Origin of the sequence: Variovorax sp. YR634 (genome assembly GCF_900106655.1) — a bacterium.
Classification (GTDB): Bacteria; Pseudomonadota; Gammaproteobacteria; order Burkholderiales; family Burkholderiaceae_C; genus Variovorax.
In genome coordinates this window covers 66,728-83,872 of the sequence record NZ_FNOL01000008.1, presented here as the reverse complement: position 1 = coordinate 83,872, position 17,145 = coordinate 66,728, and the positions used below count along the sequence as shown (strand labels likewise).

18 protein-coding genes are annotated in these 17,145 nt (G+C 67.1%); 11 read left to right on the top strand and 7 right to left on the bottom strand.

Features of this window, described 5'->3' with window-relative positions:
• Nucleotides 1–5: 5 nt before the first annotated feature.
• Both BLV60_RS15900 and BLV60_RS15895 read right to left on the bottom strand, forming a co-directional pair.
• Complete coding sequence (locus BLV60_RS15900; protein WP_093056387.1) at nt 6–380, bottom strand: dihydroneopterin aldolase; 375 nt, start codon at nt 378–380, stop codon at nt 6–8.
• 11 nt (nt 381–391) lie between these two features.
• Complete coding sequence (locus tag BLV60_RS15895) at nt 392–1,171, bottom strand: SDR family oxidoreductase (RefSeq protein WP_093056153.1); 780 nt, start codon at nt 1,169–1,171, stop codon at nt 392–394.
• Between the two features lie 23 nt (nt 1,172–1,194).
• Between BLV60_RS15895 and BLV60_RS15890 the strand changes: the two genes are divergently transcribed.
• The 5 genes from BLV60_RS15890 (at nt 1,195) to BLV60_RS15865 (ending at nt 6,495) form a co-directional block, all read left to right on the top strand.
• Entirely contained in the window at nt 1,195–2,310 is a 1,116-nt protein-coding gene (locus tag BLV60_RS15890) for a class I SAM-dependent methyltransferase (RefSeq protein WP_093056151.1), read from the top strand.
• A gap of 456 nt (nt 2,311–2,766) precedes the next feature.
• A complete protein-coding gene (locus BLV60_RS15880; protein ID WP_093056149.1) occupies nt 2,767–3,660 on the top strand; it encodes a TauD/TfdA dioxygenase family protein in 894 nt (297 codons plus the stop codon).
• Between the two features lie 22 nt (nt 3,661–3,682).
• The gene (locus BLV60_RS15875; RefSeq protein ID WP_093056147.1) at nt 3,683–4,693 is read left to right on the top strand and encodes an ABC transporter substrate-binding protein; all 1,011 of its coding nucleotides are present in this window, start codon (nt 3,683–3,685) and stop codon (nt 4,691–4,693) included.
• A 3-nt stretch (nt 4,694–4,696) separates the two neighbouring features.
• Nucleotides 4,697–5,629: an ABC transporter ATP-binding protein gene (locus BLV60_RS15870; RefSeq protein ID WP_371127374.1), complete on the top strand. Its 933-nt coding sequence runs from the start codon at nt 4,697–4,699 to the stop codon at nt 5,627–5,629.
• A complete protein-coding gene (locus tag BLV60_RS15865) occupies nt 5,626–6,495 on the top strand; it encodes an ABC transporter permease (protein ID WP_093056145.1) in 870 nt (289 codons plus the stop codon). The genes BLV60_RS15870 and BLV60_RS15865 overlap by 4 nt, the downstream gene beginning before the upstream one ends.
• Here the strand turns inward: BLV60_RS15865 and BLV60_RS15860 are convergent, their stop codons facing one another.
• Nucleotides 6,496–6,888, bottom strand: coding sequence for a DUF5329 family protein (locus tag BLV60_RS15860; protein WP_093056143.1), 393 nt, complete (start codon nt 6,886–6,888; stop codon nt 6,496–6,498).
• A 114-nt stretch (nt 6,889–7,002) separates the two neighbouring features.
• On the opposite strand from BLV60_RS15860, the gene hisN reads away from it, so the two are divergent.
• The 5 genes from hisN to BLV60_RS15835 are packed head-to-tail and all read left to right on the top strand — an operon-like array spanning nt 7,003 to nt 10,928.
• On the top strand, nt 7,003–7,779 hold the full coding sequence (gene hisN, locus BLV60_RS15855; protein WP_093056141.1) for a histidinol-phosphatase: 777 nt from the start codon (nt 7,003–7,005) through the stop codon (nt 7,777–7,779).
• 10 nt (nt 7,780–7,789) lie between these two features.
• Entirely contained in the window at nt 7,790–7,984 is a 195-nt protein-coding gene (locus tag BLV60_RS15850; protein WP_056509065.1) for a DUF2905 domain-containing protein, read from the top strand.
• A 17-nt stretch (nt 7,985–8,001) separates the two neighbouring features.
• A complete protein-coding gene (locus BLV60_RS15845; protein ID WP_093056139.1) occupies nt 8,002–8,928 on the top strand; it encodes an ROK family protein in 927 nt (308 codons plus the stop codon).
• A 30-nt stretch (nt 8,929–8,958) separates the two neighbouring features.
• Nucleotides 8,959–10,485, top strand: a complete 1,527-nt coding sequence (locus BLV60_RS15840) for a tetratricopeptide repeat protein (RefSeq protein WP_093056137.1) — start codon at nt 8,959–8,961, stop codon at nt 10,483–10,485.
• Nucleotides 10,482–10,928, top strand: a complete 447-nt coding sequence (locus tag BLV60_RS15835; RefSeq protein ID WP_093056135.1) for a DUF1877 family protein — start codon at nt 10,482–10,484, stop codon at nt 10,926–10,928. The genes BLV60_RS15840 and BLV60_RS15835 overlap by 4 nt, the downstream gene beginning before the upstream one ends.
• A gap of 15 nt (nt 10,929–10,943) precedes the next feature.
• Here BLV60_RS15835 and BLV60_RS15830 read toward each other — a convergent pair whose 3' ends face one another.
• On the bottom strand, nt 10,944–12,389 hold the full coding sequence (locus BLV60_RS15830) for an aminotransferase-like domain-containing protein (protein WP_093056385.1): 1,446 nt from the start codon (nt 12,387–12,389) through the stop codon (nt 10,944–10,946).
• A 172-nt stretch (nt 12,390–12,561) separates the two neighbouring features.
• Here BLV60_RS15830 and BLV60_RS15825 point away from each other — a divergent pair, with 172 nt between their 5' ends.
• The gene (locus tag BLV60_RS15825; protein WP_093056133.1) at nt 12,562–12,894 is read left to right on the top strand and encodes a hypothetical protein; all 333 of its coding nucleotides are present in this window, start codon (nt 12,562–12,564) and stop codon (nt 12,892–12,894) included.
• An 84-nt stretch (nt 12,895–12,978) separates the two neighbouring features.
• On the opposite strand, the gene otsA is transcribed toward BLV60_RS15825, so the two are convergent.
• Genes otsA through otsB form a run of 3 tightly spaced genes read right to left on the bottom strand, consistent with a single transcriptional unit; the run spans nt 12,979 to nt 17,077 of the window.
• Nucleotides 12,979–14,364 (bottom strand): alpha,alpha-trehalose-phosphate synthase (UDP-forming), encoded by a 1,386-nt coding sequence (otsA, locus tag BLV60_RS15820; RefSeq protein WP_093056131.1) that lies wholly within the window; start codon nt 14,362–14,364, stop codon nt 12,979–12,981.
• Nucleotides 14,361–16,283 carry a glycoside hydrolase family 15 protein gene (locus BLV60_RS15815; protein WP_093056129.1) on the bottom strand — a complete coding sequence of 641 codons (1,923 nt, stop codon included), beginning with the start codon at nt 16,281–16,283 and terminating at the stop codon, nt 14,361–14,363. The genes otsA and BLV60_RS15815 overlap by 4 nt, the downstream gene beginning before the upstream one ends.
• The gene (otsB, locus tag BLV60_RS15810) at nt 16,280–17,077 is read right to left on the bottom strand and encodes a trehalose-phosphatase (protein WP_093056127.1); all 798 of its coding nucleotides are present in this window, start codon (nt 17,075–17,077) and stop codon (nt 16,280–16,282) included. The genes BLV60_RS15815 and otsB overlap by 4 nt, the downstream gene beginning before the upstream one ends.
• Nucleotides 17,078–17,145 lie beyond the last annotated feature (68 nt).

Genomic DNA, 17,145 nt, shown 5'->3' with positions numbered 1-17,145 from the left:
GTTGCTCACCACTCGCCTGCTTCCATGCGGATCGCCACTTCGCAGTCGTCGAAGATTTCGAGCTTGGCGATCTTCACGCGCACGCCCACCACGCCGGGCAGCTGCAGCAGGCGCTGCACCAGCTTGCCGATCAGGCTTTCGAGCAGGTTGACGTGCTCGGCGGTGCACTCTTCGATGATGATGCGGCGCACCTTGCGGTAGTCGAGCACGTGGAAGATGTCGTCGTCCTGCGGCAGCAGCGGCTGCGGGCCGAGGTTGAGTTCGGCATCGACCAGGATCGGTTGCGGCGCCGTCTTCTCCTGTTCGAGGATGCCCAGGTTGGCGTCGAAGCGCAGGCCCTGGAGGGTGAGTGTCTGGTGGCCTTGCGAGGGAGTGGACATGGTGGTGGTGCTCACATGAGCGAGAAATCGCGCTCGAATTTCATCAGGTGCTGGCCGCCGTCCACCAGCAGCGTGGTGCCGGTGATCGAGCGGTTCTCCAGCGCGAACTTCACTGTGGCGACCACGTCATCCGGCGTGGAAGAGCGGCCCAGCGGCGACAGTTTGTGCAATTGCGCGAACTTGTCGTCGTCCAGCATGTGGCTCGCCAGCGTGAGGCCGGGCGCCACGCCCACCACGCGCACGCGAGGCGCGAGGGCCAGTGCCAGCATCGGCGTAGCGGCTTCGAGCGCGGCCTTCGACAGCGTGTAGCTCAGGAAGTCGGGGTTCGGGTTCCACAACTTCTGGTCGAGCAGATGGACAACCGCGCCTTGCGCGTCGCGCGCCGTCACGTGTTCATGCAGCGCCTGCGCCAGCAGGATCGCCGCGCCGGTGTTGCTGCGCGCATGGCGTTCCATGAGCGCATAGCCGAAGGTGGCGGCTGCGTCGTGCTCGAACAGCGCTGCGCTGTGCACCACGGCGTCGACGCTGCGAAAGCGCGCGACCACGCGGGGCAGCAGGGCGCGCGTGGCCTGTTCGTCTTCGAGGTCGGCGGCGAACAGGGCCGAGTCGCCCGAGAGTGTGGCGCAGTCGGCCACCGTCTGCTCCGCCTCGGCCAGCGAACTCCGGTAGTGCACCGCCACTTGCCAGCCGCCTGCGGCAAGCCCCAGCGCGATCTCGCGGCCCAGCCTGCGGCCTGCGCCCGTGACGAGAACGGTGCGGCGGGAGGCAGGGGCTTGGGAAGCGGGGCTCATGCGGGGAGAGGGAGAATGGCGCTGTGACGACAAAGACGACCCCCAGCAGTTTACCTACCGCCCTCGACCACCTCATCGCGCGTTCCGTCGAGCGCGCGGGTGGATGGATCGGGTTCGACCGCTTCATGGCACTCGCGTTGTATGCGCCCGGCCTGGGCTACTACGCCAACACTTCCGCCAAGTTCGGGCACATGCCTTCTTCGGGTAGCGACTTCGTGACGGCGCCGGAACTCACGCCGATGTTCGGGCAGACACTGGCAGCTCAGGTGGCCGAGGCGCTGGAGAAGACGGGGACCGACACGGTGTGGGAATTCGGTGCTGGCTCTGGTGCGTTGGCGGTTCAGCTGCTGCATGCGCTCGACGAGATGGGGCGCAGCGATGTGCGCTATCGCATCGTCGATCTGTCCGGCACGTTGCGGGAGCGGCAGCAGCAGGCGCTGGTGCGGTATGCGGATCGTGTCGAGTGGCTGAACGAGCTGCCTGAGTCGATGGAAGGCGTGGTGGTCGGAAACGAAGTGCTCGATGCGATGCCGGTGCAATTGCTGGCGCGTGTGGGCGGGCAGTGGTTCGAACGCGGCGTGGTGCGCAATGCGAGCGACGACGGTTGGGCATGGGCGGACCGTTCCACCGAACTTCGCCCGCCGATCGAAGTGCCCGGCGAACACGACTACCTCACCGAGATTCATCCGCAGGCTCGGGCGTTCATTGCCACGCTGGCGGATCGGCTTGGGAAGGGCGCGGCTTTTCTTATCGACTACGGTTTTCCCGAAGCCGAGTACTACCACCCGCAGCGGCATATGGGCACGGTGATGTGCCATCGGGCGCACCAGGCTGATGGCGATCCGCTGTCCGATGTGGGCTACAAGGACATCACTGCGCATGTCGACTTCACTGGTATTGCGCTGGCTGGGCAGGACGCGGGGCTTGAGGTGCTGGGCTATACGAGTCAGGCGCGGTTTCTGCTGAACTGTGGGTTGTTGGCTCGGATGGAAGCAGGGTCTGTTGCCGAGCGGGCGATGGCTGCGCGGTTGATCCATGAGCATGAGATGGGGGAACTGTTCAAGGTTGTCGGGTTTGCTGTTGGGGGGGCTTGGGATGCGATGGGGTTTGTTGATGGGGATCGCAGTCATACGCTTTGAGTGACTGTGGTTGTTTGTTTTTCCGAGGCCGGGACTCGCCCCGGCGGGCGACCTGCTTTTCTTTGCTTCGCTCGGCCATGAGGCCACCGCAGGCGCGTAGCGCCTGCGGTGGTTGGTATTGGCTGTTGTCAGGCCGAGCGCAGCGAAGGCTTGTTCGAAATCCCTTCTGGCTGCGCCGAGGAGCGCAGACGTAGACGGGATCAGGGCCGCAGCTGTTTGAGCGAAGCGAGTTCTGCGGACTCCCGTCTACGTCGAGCACCGCAGGTTGCCCGAAGCGAAGCGTAGGGACGCAGACAGTAGGGTCGCCTTTTCTTTGGCTACTTTCTTTTGGCGAAGCAAAAGAAAGTAGCTCGCCCGCCGGGGCGAGACCCGGCCCCGGAACCCAAACATCCAAAGTCATAAGCTATCAACGAAGAGTTCGTTGGGAAACAACAAACCGGCCCCTACATTCCCGGCATGACAGCCGTTCTTTCCAGCAGCAGGCCCGAGCCCGCCGCACAGCACTTCGAAGTGCGCCCTTTCGATGCCCCGGTCGGCGCCGAAATCATCGGCCTCGACATCTCGAAGCCAATCAGCACCGAAGACTTCGTCCGAATCCACAAAGCCCACCTCGACCACCACGTCCTGGTATTCCGCGACCAGCAGATCACCCCGCAGGAGCACATCGACTTCAGCCGCCGCTTCGGCCCGCTCGAAATCCACGTCCTGCACCAATTCCAGCTGAAGAACCACCCCGAGATCCTCATCGTCTCCAACATCAAGGAGAACGGCGAGCCCATCGGCCTCGGCGATGCGGGCGTCTACTGGCATTCCGACATTTCGTACAAACCCAACCCCAGCCTGGGCTCCCTGCTGCATGCGCAGGAACTGCCGAGCGAAGGCGGCGACACGCTGTTCGCCGACCAGCATCTCGCATGGGAGTCGCTGAGCCCCGAGCTGCAGCAGCGCGTCCTGCCGCTCAAGGCCGAGCACAGCTACCTCGCCAAGTACGAAGAGCTGCGCGCGAAGAACCCGTGGCGCCCCAAGCTCTCGCAAGCGCAGATCGATCAGGTCGCCCCAGCCGTCCAGCCCGTGGTGCGCACGCACCCCGAGACAGGCCGCAAGGCGCTGTTCGTCAGCGAGCACTTCACCACGCGCATCGTCGGTTTGCCGCAGGCCGAAAGCGACGCCTTGCTCGCCGAGCTGTTCGCGCACAGCGTGAAGCCCGAGTTCGTCTATCGCCACCAGTGGGCGCCGCACGACCTGGTGTTCTGGGACAACCGCTCGCTGATGCACCTCGCAGCGGGTACGCCAGACCACCTGCGCCGCCGCCTCAACCGCACCACCATCGTCGGCGACACGCCTTTCTGATCTTTCTTCCGGACCCCCGTCAATGAACCGCTTCACCCGCAAAGCCGCCGCGCTCGTCACCGGCCTCGGCCTTCTCGCTGGCAGCCTCGCTGCGCATGCCGAAGGCCAGATCCGCATCGCCGAGCAATTCGGCATCGTCTATCTGCTGCTCAACGTCGCGCAGGAGCAGAAGCTCATCGAGAAGCACGCGAAGGCCGCGGGCGTCGATGCCAAGGTCGAATGGGTCAAGCTCTCGGGCGGCTCGGCCGTCAACGACGCGCTGCTGTCCGGCAACATCGAGATCGCGGGCGCCGGCGTGGGCCCGCTGCTCACGCTGTGGGACCGCACCAAGGGCAAGCAGAACGTGAAGGGCGTGGCCTCGCTGGGCAACTTCCCGTACTACCTGGTTAGCAACAACCCGAACGTGAAGACGATCGCCGACTTCACCGACAAGGACCGCGTCGCGCTGCCCGCCGTGGGCGTGTCGGTGCAGTCGCGCGTGCTGCAGTTCGCCTCGGCCAAGCTGTGGGGCGACAAGGAGTTCAACCGGCTCGACAAGATCAGCGTGGCGCTGCCGCACCCCGATGCGGCTGCGGCCATCATCAAGGGCGGCACGGAGATCACGGGGCACTTCGGCAATCCGCCGTTCCAGGAGCAGGAGCTCGCGGGCAATCCGAATGCACACATCGTGCTCAACTCGTACCAGGTGCTGGGCGGTCCGTCGTCGGCGACGGTGCTCTACGCGACGGAAAAATTCCGCAGCGAGAACCCGAAGACGTACAAGGCCTTTGTCGATGCGCTCGACGAGGCGGCGAAGTTCGTCACGGCCAACCCTGAGAAGGCGGCCGACATCTACCTGAAGGTGAGCAACGCGAAGCTCGACCGCGATCTGCTGCTGAAGATCATCAAGAACCCCGAGGTGCAGTTCAAGACCACGCCGCAGAACACGTATCCGCTGGCGGAGTTCATGCACCGTGTGGGCGCGATCAAGAACAAGCCGGCTTCGGTGAAGGATTACTTCTTCGACGATGCGCAGAATTCGTCGGGGAATTGATCGATGAGCACGGCAGCGGCTTTGCCTTCCCGGGGTGACTCCCTCTCACATCGGGAGAGGGCGGGGGTGAGGGGGGAGCCTTCGGCATCGCCCGCAGCCCTCACCCCAACCCTCTCCCGCGAGCGAGAGAGGGAGAGGGAGAGGGAGAGGGGGCAAGAAAGCGCACCGCTGCTACAGGTGGACAAGGTCAGCCTCGAATACCGCACCCCCGAGCGAGTCGTCCGCGCCACGCACCGCGTGAGTTTCGACGTCCACGCCGCCGACCGTTTCGTGCTGCTCGGCCCCTCGGGCTGCGGCAAGTCCACGCTGCTGAAGGCCGTGGCGGGCTTCATCCCGCCGGTCGAAGGCGAGATCCGCCTCGAAGGCCAGCGCGTGACGCAGCCCGGCCCCGACCGCATCGTCGTGTTCCAGGAGTTCGACCAGCTGCCGCCGTGGAAGACCGTGAAGCAGAACGTGATGTTCCCGCTGCTGGCTTCGCGCACGCTCGGCAAGAAGGAAGCCGCCGAACGCGCGCTGCACTACCTCGACAAGGTCGGCCTTGCAAAGTTTGCCGATGTGCATCCGCACCAGCTTTCAGGTGGCATGAAGCAGCGCGTGGCGATTGCTCGCGCGCTCGCGATGCAGCCGCGCGTGCTGCTGATGGACGAACCCTTTGCCGCACTCGACGCGCTCACGCGCCGCAAGATGCAGCAGGAACTGCTTGAGCTGTGGGACGAGGTGCGCTTCACGCTGCTGTTCGTCACGCACTCGATCGAAGAAGCGCTGGTAGTGGGCAACCGCATCGCGCTGCTTTCGCCGCACCCGGGGCGCATGCGCGCCGAGATCAACAGCCACGGCTTTTCGCTTGCGAGCCTGGGTGGCGCCGAGTTCCAAAGCACGGCGCAGCGCATCCACGACATGCTTTTCGAGGAAGAACATGAGGAGGCCGCGGCATGAGCGCGATCGTTCCTCCCATCCGCCCCGAATACGAGCGCACGCTCGAGCCCTTCACCGAGCTGCCGGTCGAACGCACGCTACCCCTGGGCGCGCGTATCTGGTCGCAGGCCTGGCTGCGCAAGGGGCTGATCCTCGCCGCCATCGCCGTGCTGTGGGAGCTTGCGGCCCGCTGGCAGAACAACGACCTGCTGCTGCCCACCTTCACCGCCACGGCGAGCGCGCTGTTCGAAGGGCTTGCCAGCGGCGAGCTGATCGAGAAGGTGCGTATCTCGCTGGCCGTGCTGCTTCAGGGCTACCTCGCCGGCGTGCTGCTGGCATTCGCGCTCACCACGCTCGCCGTGTCGACACAGATCGGCCGCGACCTGTTGGACACGCTCACGTCGATGTTCAACCCGCTGCCCGCCATCGCGCTGCTGCCGCTGGCGTTGCTGTGGTTCGGGCTGGGGCGCGGCAGCCTCGTGTTCGTGCTGATCCATTCGGTGCTGTGGCCGCTGGCGCTCAACACCTATGCGGGCTTCCAGGGCGTGCCCGAGACGCTGCGCATGGCGGGGCGCAACTACGGGCTGAAGGGCCTGCGCTACGTGCTGCAGATCCTGGTGCCGGCTGCGCTGCCGTCGATCCTGTCGGGCCTGAAGATCGGCTGGGCCTTTGCCTGGCGTACGCTGATCGCGGCCGAGCTGGTGTTCGGCGCCTCGTCGGGCAAGGGCGGGCTGGGCTGGTACATCTTCCAGAACCGCAACGAGCTGTACACCGACCGCGTATTCGCGGGCCTTGCGATGGTGGTGCTGATCGGCCTGCTGGTCGAGAGTCTGGGCTTCAAGACGTTGGAGCGGCTCACGGTGCGCCGCTGGGGCCAGCAGCGCTAGCTAGCCGCTGGTCTTCTTCGCGGCCTGCCGCATCGCGCGCAGCTCGCCGTTGAGGAACTCGTTGGCGTCGCGCACCGTGCCGTTGTTGAGCTTCACCTTGTAGGCCTGCCCCGTCATCTCCGAGCGCGAGGCGCAGCGTTCGATGAAGTCTTCGGCCGTCACCAGCTCCTTTTTGAAGTAGTCGTACTTCGCCTGCATGTGCTTGGCGGCGTCGGCGGCGGTGTATTCGTTGCCATTGCGCAGGAAGACCATGGCCGACATCTTCGAGACGCGCTGGATCAGCGTGTCGATCAGCTTGTCCTCGGCGTCGGAAGGGGTGGCGTGCGCCAGCAGGGCCGAGGCGCCGAGCAGGAGGGCGAGCAGCGTGGTGCGCAGGAATTTGAGCGAGGCCATTTGTTTTGTCTCCTGGCAATTTTCGGGCCATGCTAGGACTGGCGCCCCCGCCGTGTCAAACCCGGCCCGGCTCGGGTCTAATCGCAGGTTTTGGCATGTGTTAACCACTCTCCCATGAGCTCCTCGACCCCCGATCTTTCGTCGATTGCCCAGGCGCTGGCCGATGCCGCCGCAGCGCAGTCGATGCACTACTTCCGTACGCCGCTGGACATCATCACCAAGGCCGACGAAAGCCCGGTCACGCTGGCCGACCGCGCCGCGGAGACGGCCATGCGCGAAATTCTTGGTGCGCGCGTGCCGGCCGACGGCATCTACGGCGAGGAGCACGGCCCCGAGCGGCTCGATGCAGAGCGCGTCTGGGTGCTCGACCCCATCGACGGCACGCGCAGCTTCATCACCGGCTCACCGCTGTGGGGCACGCTGATCGGTGTGCTGCAGGGCGGCCGCATCGTGCTGGGCGTGGTCGACATGCCGGTGCTCAAGGAGCGCTGGATCGGCGAGGCCGGCAAGGGCGCCACGCGCGACGGCCAGCCCGTGCGCGCCAGCGGCTGCACCGAGGTGGCCAAGGCCCGCATCGTCACCACCTCGCCCGACATCTTCGCGCCGGCCGACTGGACTGCCTTCGACCGGCTCAGCCGCCAGTGCGCGATGCGCCGCTTCGGCGGCGACTGCTACGGCTATGCCCAGCTGGCGGGCGGCACCATCGACCTCGTGGTCGAGACTGGCCTGCAGCCTTACGACTACCTCGGCCCCGCCGGTCTGATCGAGGCCGCGGGCGGCGTCATCACCGACTGGCAGGGCCAGCCGCTGGGGCTGAAGTCAGACGGGCGGGTGATTGCGGCGGCAACACCCGAACTCCACCGGCAAGCGATGGCCATCCTCTCGGCCTAGACTGTCGAACATGTTCCGCTGGCTGATCGTCGTCGTCCTCGCACTGGTGCTCATGAGCGGCCTGACCGCCTGGTTGCGCCGCTTCGGCTTCGGACGACTGCCCGGCGATTTCGAGTTCCGCGCCTTCGGCCGCGAGTGGCAACTGCCGATTGCCAGCACCGTGGTGCTCAGCATGATCGCGGCGCTGGTCGCGCGTCTTCTGTAGAGAAAAGACAAACAGCAATGAGAGCCTGCGTAGACATCGGCGGCACCAAGGTGGCCGTAAGCCTTTCCGCTTCGAGCGACGCGCCGCTGATCGGCCGCCGCAGCGAGCCCACGGCCAAGACCGGCGAAAACGACGCGGTGGCGGTGCAGATCATGCGGATGATCGACGAGGTCTGCGCGGAGCAAGGCATCGATGCCGCAACCATCGACCGCGTGGGCGTGTCGTCGGCCGGGCCCTTCGAGCTGCGCGAGGGCAAGGTCGAACTGGCCACGCCCAACATCTGCGGCGGCATCGCCGGCCCGGCGCGCGGCCTGCCCAACACATGGATGACCGCGCTGGTCGAGGCGCCGCTGGCAAAGCGCTTCGCCCGCGTGCGGGTCGAGAACGATGCGGTCGCCGCGCTGGAGGCCGAGCGCCACTGGGGCGCGCTCAAGGGGCTGGACGATTGTGCCTACGTTACGTGGAGCACCGGCGTTGGCGTCGGCCTGTGCGTGGACGGCCGCGCGCTGCGCGGCAAGAACGGCAACGCTGGCCATGCGGGTCACAGCTTCGTGGTGGACGACGCCAGCGGGGCGCTGTGCGGCTGCGGCAACGTCGGCGACGTCGAAGGGCTGATTGCCGGCAACTCGATCGCCCGGCGCTTCGGCCAGCCCGCGGCCGATCTGTTCAGCTCGGCCGCGGCCGGCGAGCCGCATTCGCTGGAAATCGTCGACGCGCTGTGCAGGGTGATGGGCCGCATGCTCTACAACCTGATCGCCACGCTCGACCTGCAGCGCATCAGCCTGGGCGGCAGCGTGTTCTGGCACCACCGCGACTTTCTGCTGCCGAGGCTGCAGGCGCATGTAGACGGCAAGCTGCCGCCGCTCACGCAAGGCGTGCGCCTCGTGCCCGCCGGCCTGGGCGACAAGGTCGGCGACTACGCCGCACTGGCGCTGCTCGACTGAACGGCCACATCGTACGATCCGGCGAACACCATGACCCTGCTGCCTCGCCGTCGCTCCTATGCCTACCTGCTGTGGCTGGTGGGCGGCTTCATCGGGGCGCATCGCTTCTATCTCGGGAGCTACCTGGGCGGCGCGGCGCAACTGGCGCTGCTGCTGTATGGCGTCGCCGGCCTGCCGGGATCGCGCTTCGGCCTGGCGCTTGTGCTGCCGTGGATGCTGTTCGACGTCTACTGGATCTACCGGCGGATGAAGCAGCAGGACGGGGCCGCTGTCGAAGATGGTGAAGAAGCTCCGGCCCGCCAGCGCGCCCGTCGCGCCGGGACAAGGGAGGCCAAGGAATACGACTTCGCCGCCCTCGCTGAAGCCAACAAGCTGCAGGAGCGCTTCGTGGCCGCCGCCGAGGCCGAAGACTGGGCCGGAGCCGTCGCCATCGCCGAGCAGATCGTCGCCACCGCGCGCCGCGTGTTCAAGGGCCCGCACCAGAACCTCGCGATGACGCTGTGCATGCTCGGCCAGGCCTGCTACCAGTTCAAGGCCTTCGACAGGGCCCGGGCCAGCCTGGAGGAAAGCCTTTCCATCGGCCGCAAGATCGGCATGCCGGCGGAAGACATGGACATCGCCCGCAAGGCGCTGGACCTGACCCTGACCGGCATCGCCGAACGCAAGGCCCACGGCGCTGCATCCGACGAAGAAGGCGCGCTGCTGAACCTGCTCGAAGACCGCGACGCGCGCTACCGCGACGCACTGGCCCAGGGCGACCTGCCCCGGGCCGAGAAGTTCTGCGCCGAAGCCGTCGCCGCCAGTCGCCGGCTGTACGGCGGCGCGGACAGGGCCGTGGTGCTCCAACTGGCCAGCTATGCGGAACTGTGCCGCCGGCTGCAGTGGTACGACAAGGCACAGGCCTCGGCGGACGAAGCCCTGGCCATGATCGGGCTGCTCGGCCTCGACGACAGCTGGCGGCGCGGGCCGACCAACACCCTGGCGCTGCTGCATGCCGCGGCCGGGCGGGCCGAAGAGGCCGAAGCGCTCTACAAGAAGACCATCGCCATGGCGGTGGCCGAAGCCCGGGGCGGCTCCAGCGATGGCGTGGTGCGCGCATTCAACAACCTGGCGTTTCTCTATGCCGAGTCCGGCCAGGACGCCAAAGCCGAGCTTTGCTACGCGCGCGCCCTCGTGCATCTGGACAAGCTCCCGCCGGGCGAGGGCGACGCCGAACTGCACTCCGACATGCTCAACAACTTCGCCAGCCTGTTCATGGCGCGCCGCGAATTCGACAAGGCCAGGCCGCTGTTCGAGCGCTCGCTCGACATCCAGCAGGGCAGCTGCCGGGGCATTTCCCAGGCGGCCGCAACCGCCCACAACGACCTGGGCCTGATCGCGCAGGAAGAGGGCGACTTGCGCCAGGCGCTGATGCACTTCAAGCGCACGCTGCTGCTCAACCAGATCTGCGCGCCCGACCACTTCAGAAACATCGACAACGCGCAGCGCAACATCGACAGCGTGAGCATGGTGCTCGCCACGGTCGCTCGCGCCGCACGCATGGAACCCAGCACATGAGCATCGGCGGCGCCTTCTACGCCCTGGACCGCTACCGGCTGCGCGCGCTGGTGATCGATCCGTCCACCGTGTCGGGCTTCCTGCATTCGCCGGCCGCGCAGGGCGGCCCGCACGACAGCCAGACGGTGGAGCAGGCCTGGGACGTGGTGCGCACGCTGCTGCCCGAGGCGGTGGACGGCGAAGAGCTCGACGGCACCGATGGGCTGGGCTGCATCTATCTCACGGCCGCCCACGTCGAGCGCACCGCGGCCCGGCTCGCGCAGCGCGACGTGGCGGAACTGATGGGCCGCTTCACCGGCGAGCCGGCGAAGTTCAGCGAGCTCTACTGGGCCAAGGTCTGGCAGGACGGCGCCCGGGACCTCGAGGGCTTCATGGAAGGCGTGAAGCGCTTCTTCGCCGGCGCGGCCGCAAGGCGCGACGCCGTCGTGTTCTACATCGTCTGAATCGCCGGCTGGCTGCTAGTGCGGCGGCCGCACGGCCGACACGATCTCGCCCAGCCGCCGCAGCCCCGCATCCACCGCCTTCGAATACGGCCAGCCGCAGTTGATGCGCAGGTAGTTGTCGAAGCGCCCCGAGTTCGAAAACTGCGCGCCCGGCGCCACCAGCATGTGTTCGCGCAGTGCCGCGTCGAACACGTCCACCGACGAGCGTTGCCCGGGTAGCTCGACCCACAGCTGCAGCCCGCCGCGCGGCAGGTTCAGCCGCGTGCCCGACGGAAAGTATTTGGCGATGGCATCCGCCGTCTGGTCGCGCTGCACGTGCAGCCGCTCGCGCAGCCGGCGCAGGTGGCGGTCGTAGCCGCCGCTCGCGACGAACTCGCCCGCGGCAATCTGCGCCAGCGCCTCGTTGTTGCGGGTCTGCGCGTACTTGAGCATTTCCACCTGCGCGTGCCAGCGCCCGGCGGTGATCCAGCCCAGCCGCAGCCCCGGCGCCAGCACCTTGTGCAGCGAGGCGCAATAGATCACGTTGCCCGTGCGGTCCCACGACTTCACCGCGCGCAGCGGCGCGTCGCTTTCCACGAGGTCGCTGTAGGTGTCGTCTTCGACCAGCGCGATGCCGTGGCTCTCGCACAGGTGCACCAGCCGCTGCTTGTGGGTGTCGGGCATCACGCTGCCGATGGGGTTCTGCAGGTGCGGCACCACTACCACGGCCTTGATGTCGTCGTAGGTGTGGATGGCGAGGTCGAGCGCTTCCAGGGAGATGCCCGTTTGCGGGCTGGTCGGAATCTCCAGCGCGCGCAGCCCCAGGCTTTCGAGCACCTGCAGCAGGCCGTAGAAGGTGGGCGACTCCACGGCTACCGTGTCGCCGGGCTTGGCGATGGCGCGCAGCGCGAGGTTCAGCGCCTCGATGCAGCCGTTGGTGACGAGCACTTCGTCGGGCGGCACCGTCATGCCCACGCGCAGGCTGCGCTGTGCCAGCGCTTCGCGGAACTGCTCGTGGCCTTTTTGCGACGAGGCGGTGGTCAGCAGCTCGGGCCGCTGGCGCAGTGCGCGCGTCATCGAGTTGCGCAGGGCCTCGGCGGGATACAGCTCGGGGGCCGCGCGGGCGATGGCGAAGTTGAGCTTCACGCCCGTGTGCCGGCCACGCGCCATGAAGTTGGCCATGCGTGTGCGCATGCTGACGAACTGCGCGGGGTCGGGCGGCACGTCGGCAATCGGCTCTTCCATCGGCGCGATGGCCAGCCGCTGTGGCCGCCGCACGAAGTAGCCCGAACGGTCGCGGGCCTCGACCCAGCCGTCGCTTTCCATCGCGCGGCAGACCTGCAGCGCGGTCGACAGGCTGATGTCGTGCAGCCGCATCAGGCTGCGCAGCGAGGGCAGCTTGTCGCCCTGCTTGAGGGAGCCGGTGTGGATCGCGTCCACATAGTGCGCGGAGAGCTGGCGGTAGAGCGGTAGCGAGTCCATGGGGTCGATGTTCCCCGTATCGGGCATCCGAAAACAGATGCAGTTGCTAGGGAAAACGACCATAACAGATGCGTCGGCGGCACCGCTGTTACGGTCGCAATAGCCATGGCGTGTGCCTGTTTTTTAGGCGACGGAATTTCTACGATGAACCCTCATTCACCCGAGGTTCGCCATGATCACCACCCTCTCCCAAGCGCCCGATTCCATCGTTCTGGAACCCGGGCAGTCCCTGCGCACCTCGGTCGATGCCGGGGCCTGGCTCCAGTTGGCCGAGGGCCGCGCCCGGGTCGTGTCGCCGCCCGGATGGTTCGGCGAGACCGTGTTCATGGCCGAGACGCTGCTCGAGGAAGGCGAGGTGCATCGGCTGCCGCACGGCGGCTGGATCGAAGTGTCTGCGCTGACGCCGGTGCATTTGCGGGTGCACGTGCCGCTGGCCTCAAGGGCTTCTGAGCCTGTGGAAGCGCGGCCTGTGATGCGCTTTGTGCGTCTGCTTACTGGCTGGTAGGGGGCTTGTTCGGGGTGCGTGCGAATGACACCGGGTACTCCCCTCCGCGAATGTCCCCCGTCGGCGTGATCGCACCCCGAACAATCAACGTTCGCTAGCCGCTTCCCGCAGCGCCTCGAGAAAGCTATTCCGCCACCAGTGAATGTCCTGCTCCCGAATGCGAGACAGCAGCTTCTGGTGCCGTTCGCGCCGCTCTTCCAGCGGCATCTGTAGCGCCTGCTGTACCGTCTCCGCCGTGCCGTGCGTGTCGTACGGATTCACCAGCAACGCTTCCTTCAGCTGCTCGGCCGCTCCCGCAAAGCGTGACAGCACCAGCACGCCCGGGTCCGCCGGGTCCTGCGCCGCGATGTATTCCTTCGCGACGAGGTTCATGCCGTCGCGCAGTGGCGTTACAAGCCCCACGGCCGCCGCGCGGCACAGCCCCGGCACACGCTTGCGCGCCACCATGCGGTGGATGTAGCGCACCGGCATCCAGTCGAGTTCGCCATAGTCGCCGTTGATGGCACCGCAGAGCGATTCGAGCTCGCGCCGGATGTCGCCATACGCGTCGACCGTCTCGCGCGTGGGCGAGGCGATCTGGATCAGCGTGGCGCTGCGCCGGTTCTCGGGGTAGTTGGCCAGCAGCTCGCGGAACGAACGCACCCGCTGCGGAATGCCCTTGGAGTAGTCGAGCCGGTCGATGCCCAGCAACAGCCGGCGGCTCGAATACTCGCGCTTCATGGTCTCGTACATGTCGCGCGATTCCTTCGCATGCGTGAGCGCCGCGAATTCGTCGACGTCGATGCCGATGGGAAAGGCGCTGCTTCGCACCGTCTGACCGTAGGCTCGGTACATGTCGTTGCCCAGGTACTCGCCGTGGGCCTCGTTGCGCACGTAGTGCTCGAAGTGCTGCACGTCCTGCTGCGCCTGGAAGCCGATCAGGTCGTACGAGAACAGCGAGCGCATCAGCCATTCGTGCTGCGGGATGGCCGCGGTGATGATCTGCGGCGGCAGCGGAATGTGCAGGAAGAAGCCGATGCGCTGCCTGCAGCCCATGGCGCGCAGCTCGGCTGCCAGCGGGATCAGGTGGTAGTCGTGCACCCAGATGATGTCGTCTTCCTTCAGCAGCGGCAGCAGCTTGCGTGCGAACAGCTGGTTCACGCGCCGGTAGCCGCCGATGAAGCCGGCGTCGAAGTGCGCCAGGTCGAGCCGGTTGTGGAACACCGGCCAGAGCACGTCGTTGCTGTAGCCGAGGTAGTAGCTGTCGTGGTCTTCGCGGCTCAGGTCGATGGTGGCCAGCGTTACCTTGCCGGCCTGCTGCCGGTGCAGTTCGCCTTCGCCCGTGGGGCCGCCTTCGATGACCTGTCCGCTCCAGCCGAACCACATGCCGCCGCTTTGCTGCAGGCTTTCGCCCAGCGCCACGGCCAGTCCGCCGGCTGCCGGCTTGCGTGGGTCTGCCACGCGGTTTGAAACGACGACTAGACGGCTCATATGCACGAATCCCAGGGAGCGGACAGGCGCACGGCCGCGTTGATGATGCCGACCATCGAATAGGTCTGCGGAAAGTTGCCCCACATCTCGCCCGTGACCGGGTGCGTGTCTTCCGACAGCAGGCCCAGCGGGTTGCGCGCCGCGAGCATGGTCTCGAAGATCTGGCGCGCCTCGGCCTTGCGGCCGATCTTGGCGAGCGCGTCGATGCGCCAGAAGGTGCAGATGTTGAAGGCGGTCTCGGGCTTGCCGAAATCGTCGGCGGCCTCGTAGCGGCGCATGTAGGGGCCGTCGCACAGCGACTTTTCCATTGCGTCGACCGTGGAGATGAAGCGGGGGTCGCGCGCGTCGATCAGGCCCACCTCCACCATCAGCAGGATGCTCGCGTCGAGCTCGTGCCCGCCGAAGCTCTCCGCAAAGGCCTGGCGCTCTTCGCACCACGACTTGGCGAGGATCTCTTCCTTCATGCGCGCGGCGTGGCCGTGCCAGTAGGCGGCGCGCTCGGGCAGGTGCAGCGCGCGGGCGATCTTGCTGAGCCGGTCGCAGGCTGCCCAGCTCATCAGCGCCGAGCTGGTGTGCACGCGTGCGCGCGTGCGCAGCTCCCACATGCCCGCGTCGGGCGTGCCGTAGACGCGCACCGCCTGTTCGCCCACCGCCTCGAGGTGCGGAAACTCCGCCAGCCCCGCGCGGCTGAGCAGCCGGTGATCGTGAAAGGCCTGCGCCGCGCCGAGCACGATGTTGCCGTACACGTCGTGCTGGAAATGCTCCTGCGCCTGGTTGCCCACGCGCACCGGGCCCATGCCGCGATAGCCCGCCAGGTTCTCGACAAAAGACTCGGGCAGCTCGCGCTCCAGCCCGATGCCGTACAGCGGCTGGATGTGCTCGCCGTGCGAGCCGATCACCACGTTGCCCAGCCAGCGCAGGTAGTCTTCCATGGTGCCCACTTCGCTCAGGGAATTGAGCGCGCGCACCACGAAGAATGCGTCGCGCAGCCAGCAGTAGCGGTAGTCCCAGTTGCGCTGGCTGCCCGGCGCCTCGGGAATGCTGGTGGTCATGGCGGCGACGATGGCGCCGGTGTCCTCGTACAGCGAGAGCTTCAGCGTGATGGCCGCGCGGATCACCGCCTCCTGGTACTCGAAGGGAATGGCCAGGCGCTTGCTCCAGGTGCGCCAGTAGGAGATGGTTTCCTGCTCGAACTTGCGCGCGGTGTCGGCAATGCCGTCGAGCAGCGTCTCGTCCACGCCGAACATGAAGTTGTATTCGCGCGAGAGCACGAAGGGCTGGCGCGAGAGGATGTGCGAGATCGATGCGTCGGTGTTCAGCCGCAGCGTCACGTCGGGCCCGACGTAGCGGATGTGGTTGCTGCCGCGCGTGACCTCCACCGGCGCCGAGGCGCCCCACTGGAAGCGCGGGTCGAGCGACACGCGGATGCGCGGCGCGCCGGCAATCGGCCGCACGCGGCGCACCATCATCAGCGGGCGGAAGTAGCGCGAGCGGCTGTAGAAGCGCGGCGCGAAGTCGGTGATCTCCACGCCCTGGCCCGCGCTGTCGAACAGCTGCGTGCGCAGCACGGCCGTGTTCGGCTCGTACCACTGCTTGGCCTCGGCGAAGTCTTCGATGTCGATGCTCCACGCACCCGCATCCTCGCCGGGGTGCAGCAGGGCGTTGAACACCGGGTCGCCGTCGAAGCGCGGCAGGCAGCACCACACGGCACGGCCGCGCGCGTCGATGAGTGCGCTGTAGGCGCAGTTGCCGATCACGCCGACGTTGAGCGAAGGCTCGGCCGGCGGGGCAAAGCCGCGCGGGCCGGGTGCTGCGGCTGCCTGCATGTCGGCCGGCGCGCGGTCGTCCGGGCCGGCCGCGCCTGCCAGCGCCTGGCCGGCGCGATCCTCGGGCGCCACCGGCAGTTGTTGTTCGCTCATCGGGGGCTCCTCGGGGATTCTTCGTTGGTTTTTGCGGGTTTTTGTGTCGCCAGCATGTCGCGTGCCTGCACCAGCCATTCATAGACGGCGCGCGGCGATTCGAGCCGGTGCAGCGCCAGGCTCGGCCCCGAGCCGACCTTGATGGCGATGCCGCCGCGCGGCTGCACTACCGCAAAGCCGCTCTCGTCGGTGGTGTCGTCGCCCAGAAAGACCGGCGTGCGGCCCGCGAACGGCGCCTCGGTCATGAAGGCGTCGATGGCGATGCCCTTGTTGACGCCCGTGGGCTTTACCTCGAACACGAACTTGCCGTGCATGAGTTCGAGCTGCGGATGGTTTTCGATGGCGCGTGACATCGCGTCGCGGCATACGGCTTCGAGCTGCGGCGCGAGCCGGTAGTGCAGGGCGATGGCGGCGTGCTTGCGCTCCACCAGCAGGCCTTCGTGCACGCGCGCGAGTTCGTTGGCAATTTCCAGGATGGGAATGAGGTCGGGCGGGCGCTGCTCCTGCGTGTGGCCGCTGGCGTTGCGGCGCTGCACGCCGTGCTCGCCGGCCGCGGGCAGCCGCAGCGGCGCGAGAAAGCGGTCGATGGAGTCGATCTGGCGGCCCGACACCACGGCAAGCGCGCCGCCGAGCTGGTCGCGCAGGTCGCTCAGCAGGGGCACGAGGGCAGGCGGAATCTCGATGGCTTCAGGCGTGGGCGCAAGCCCGACCAGCGTACCGTCGAAGTCGAGGAAGAGGGCTGCATCCCGGCCCAACGGAGGAGGCAACTGCAAGTTGCTGGAGGACTTTGGCATCGGGAAAAACCTTAACACGCGTCGAAGCATGCGCGTGTCGGCCAAAACCGGACGTGCGTCGAGGTCAG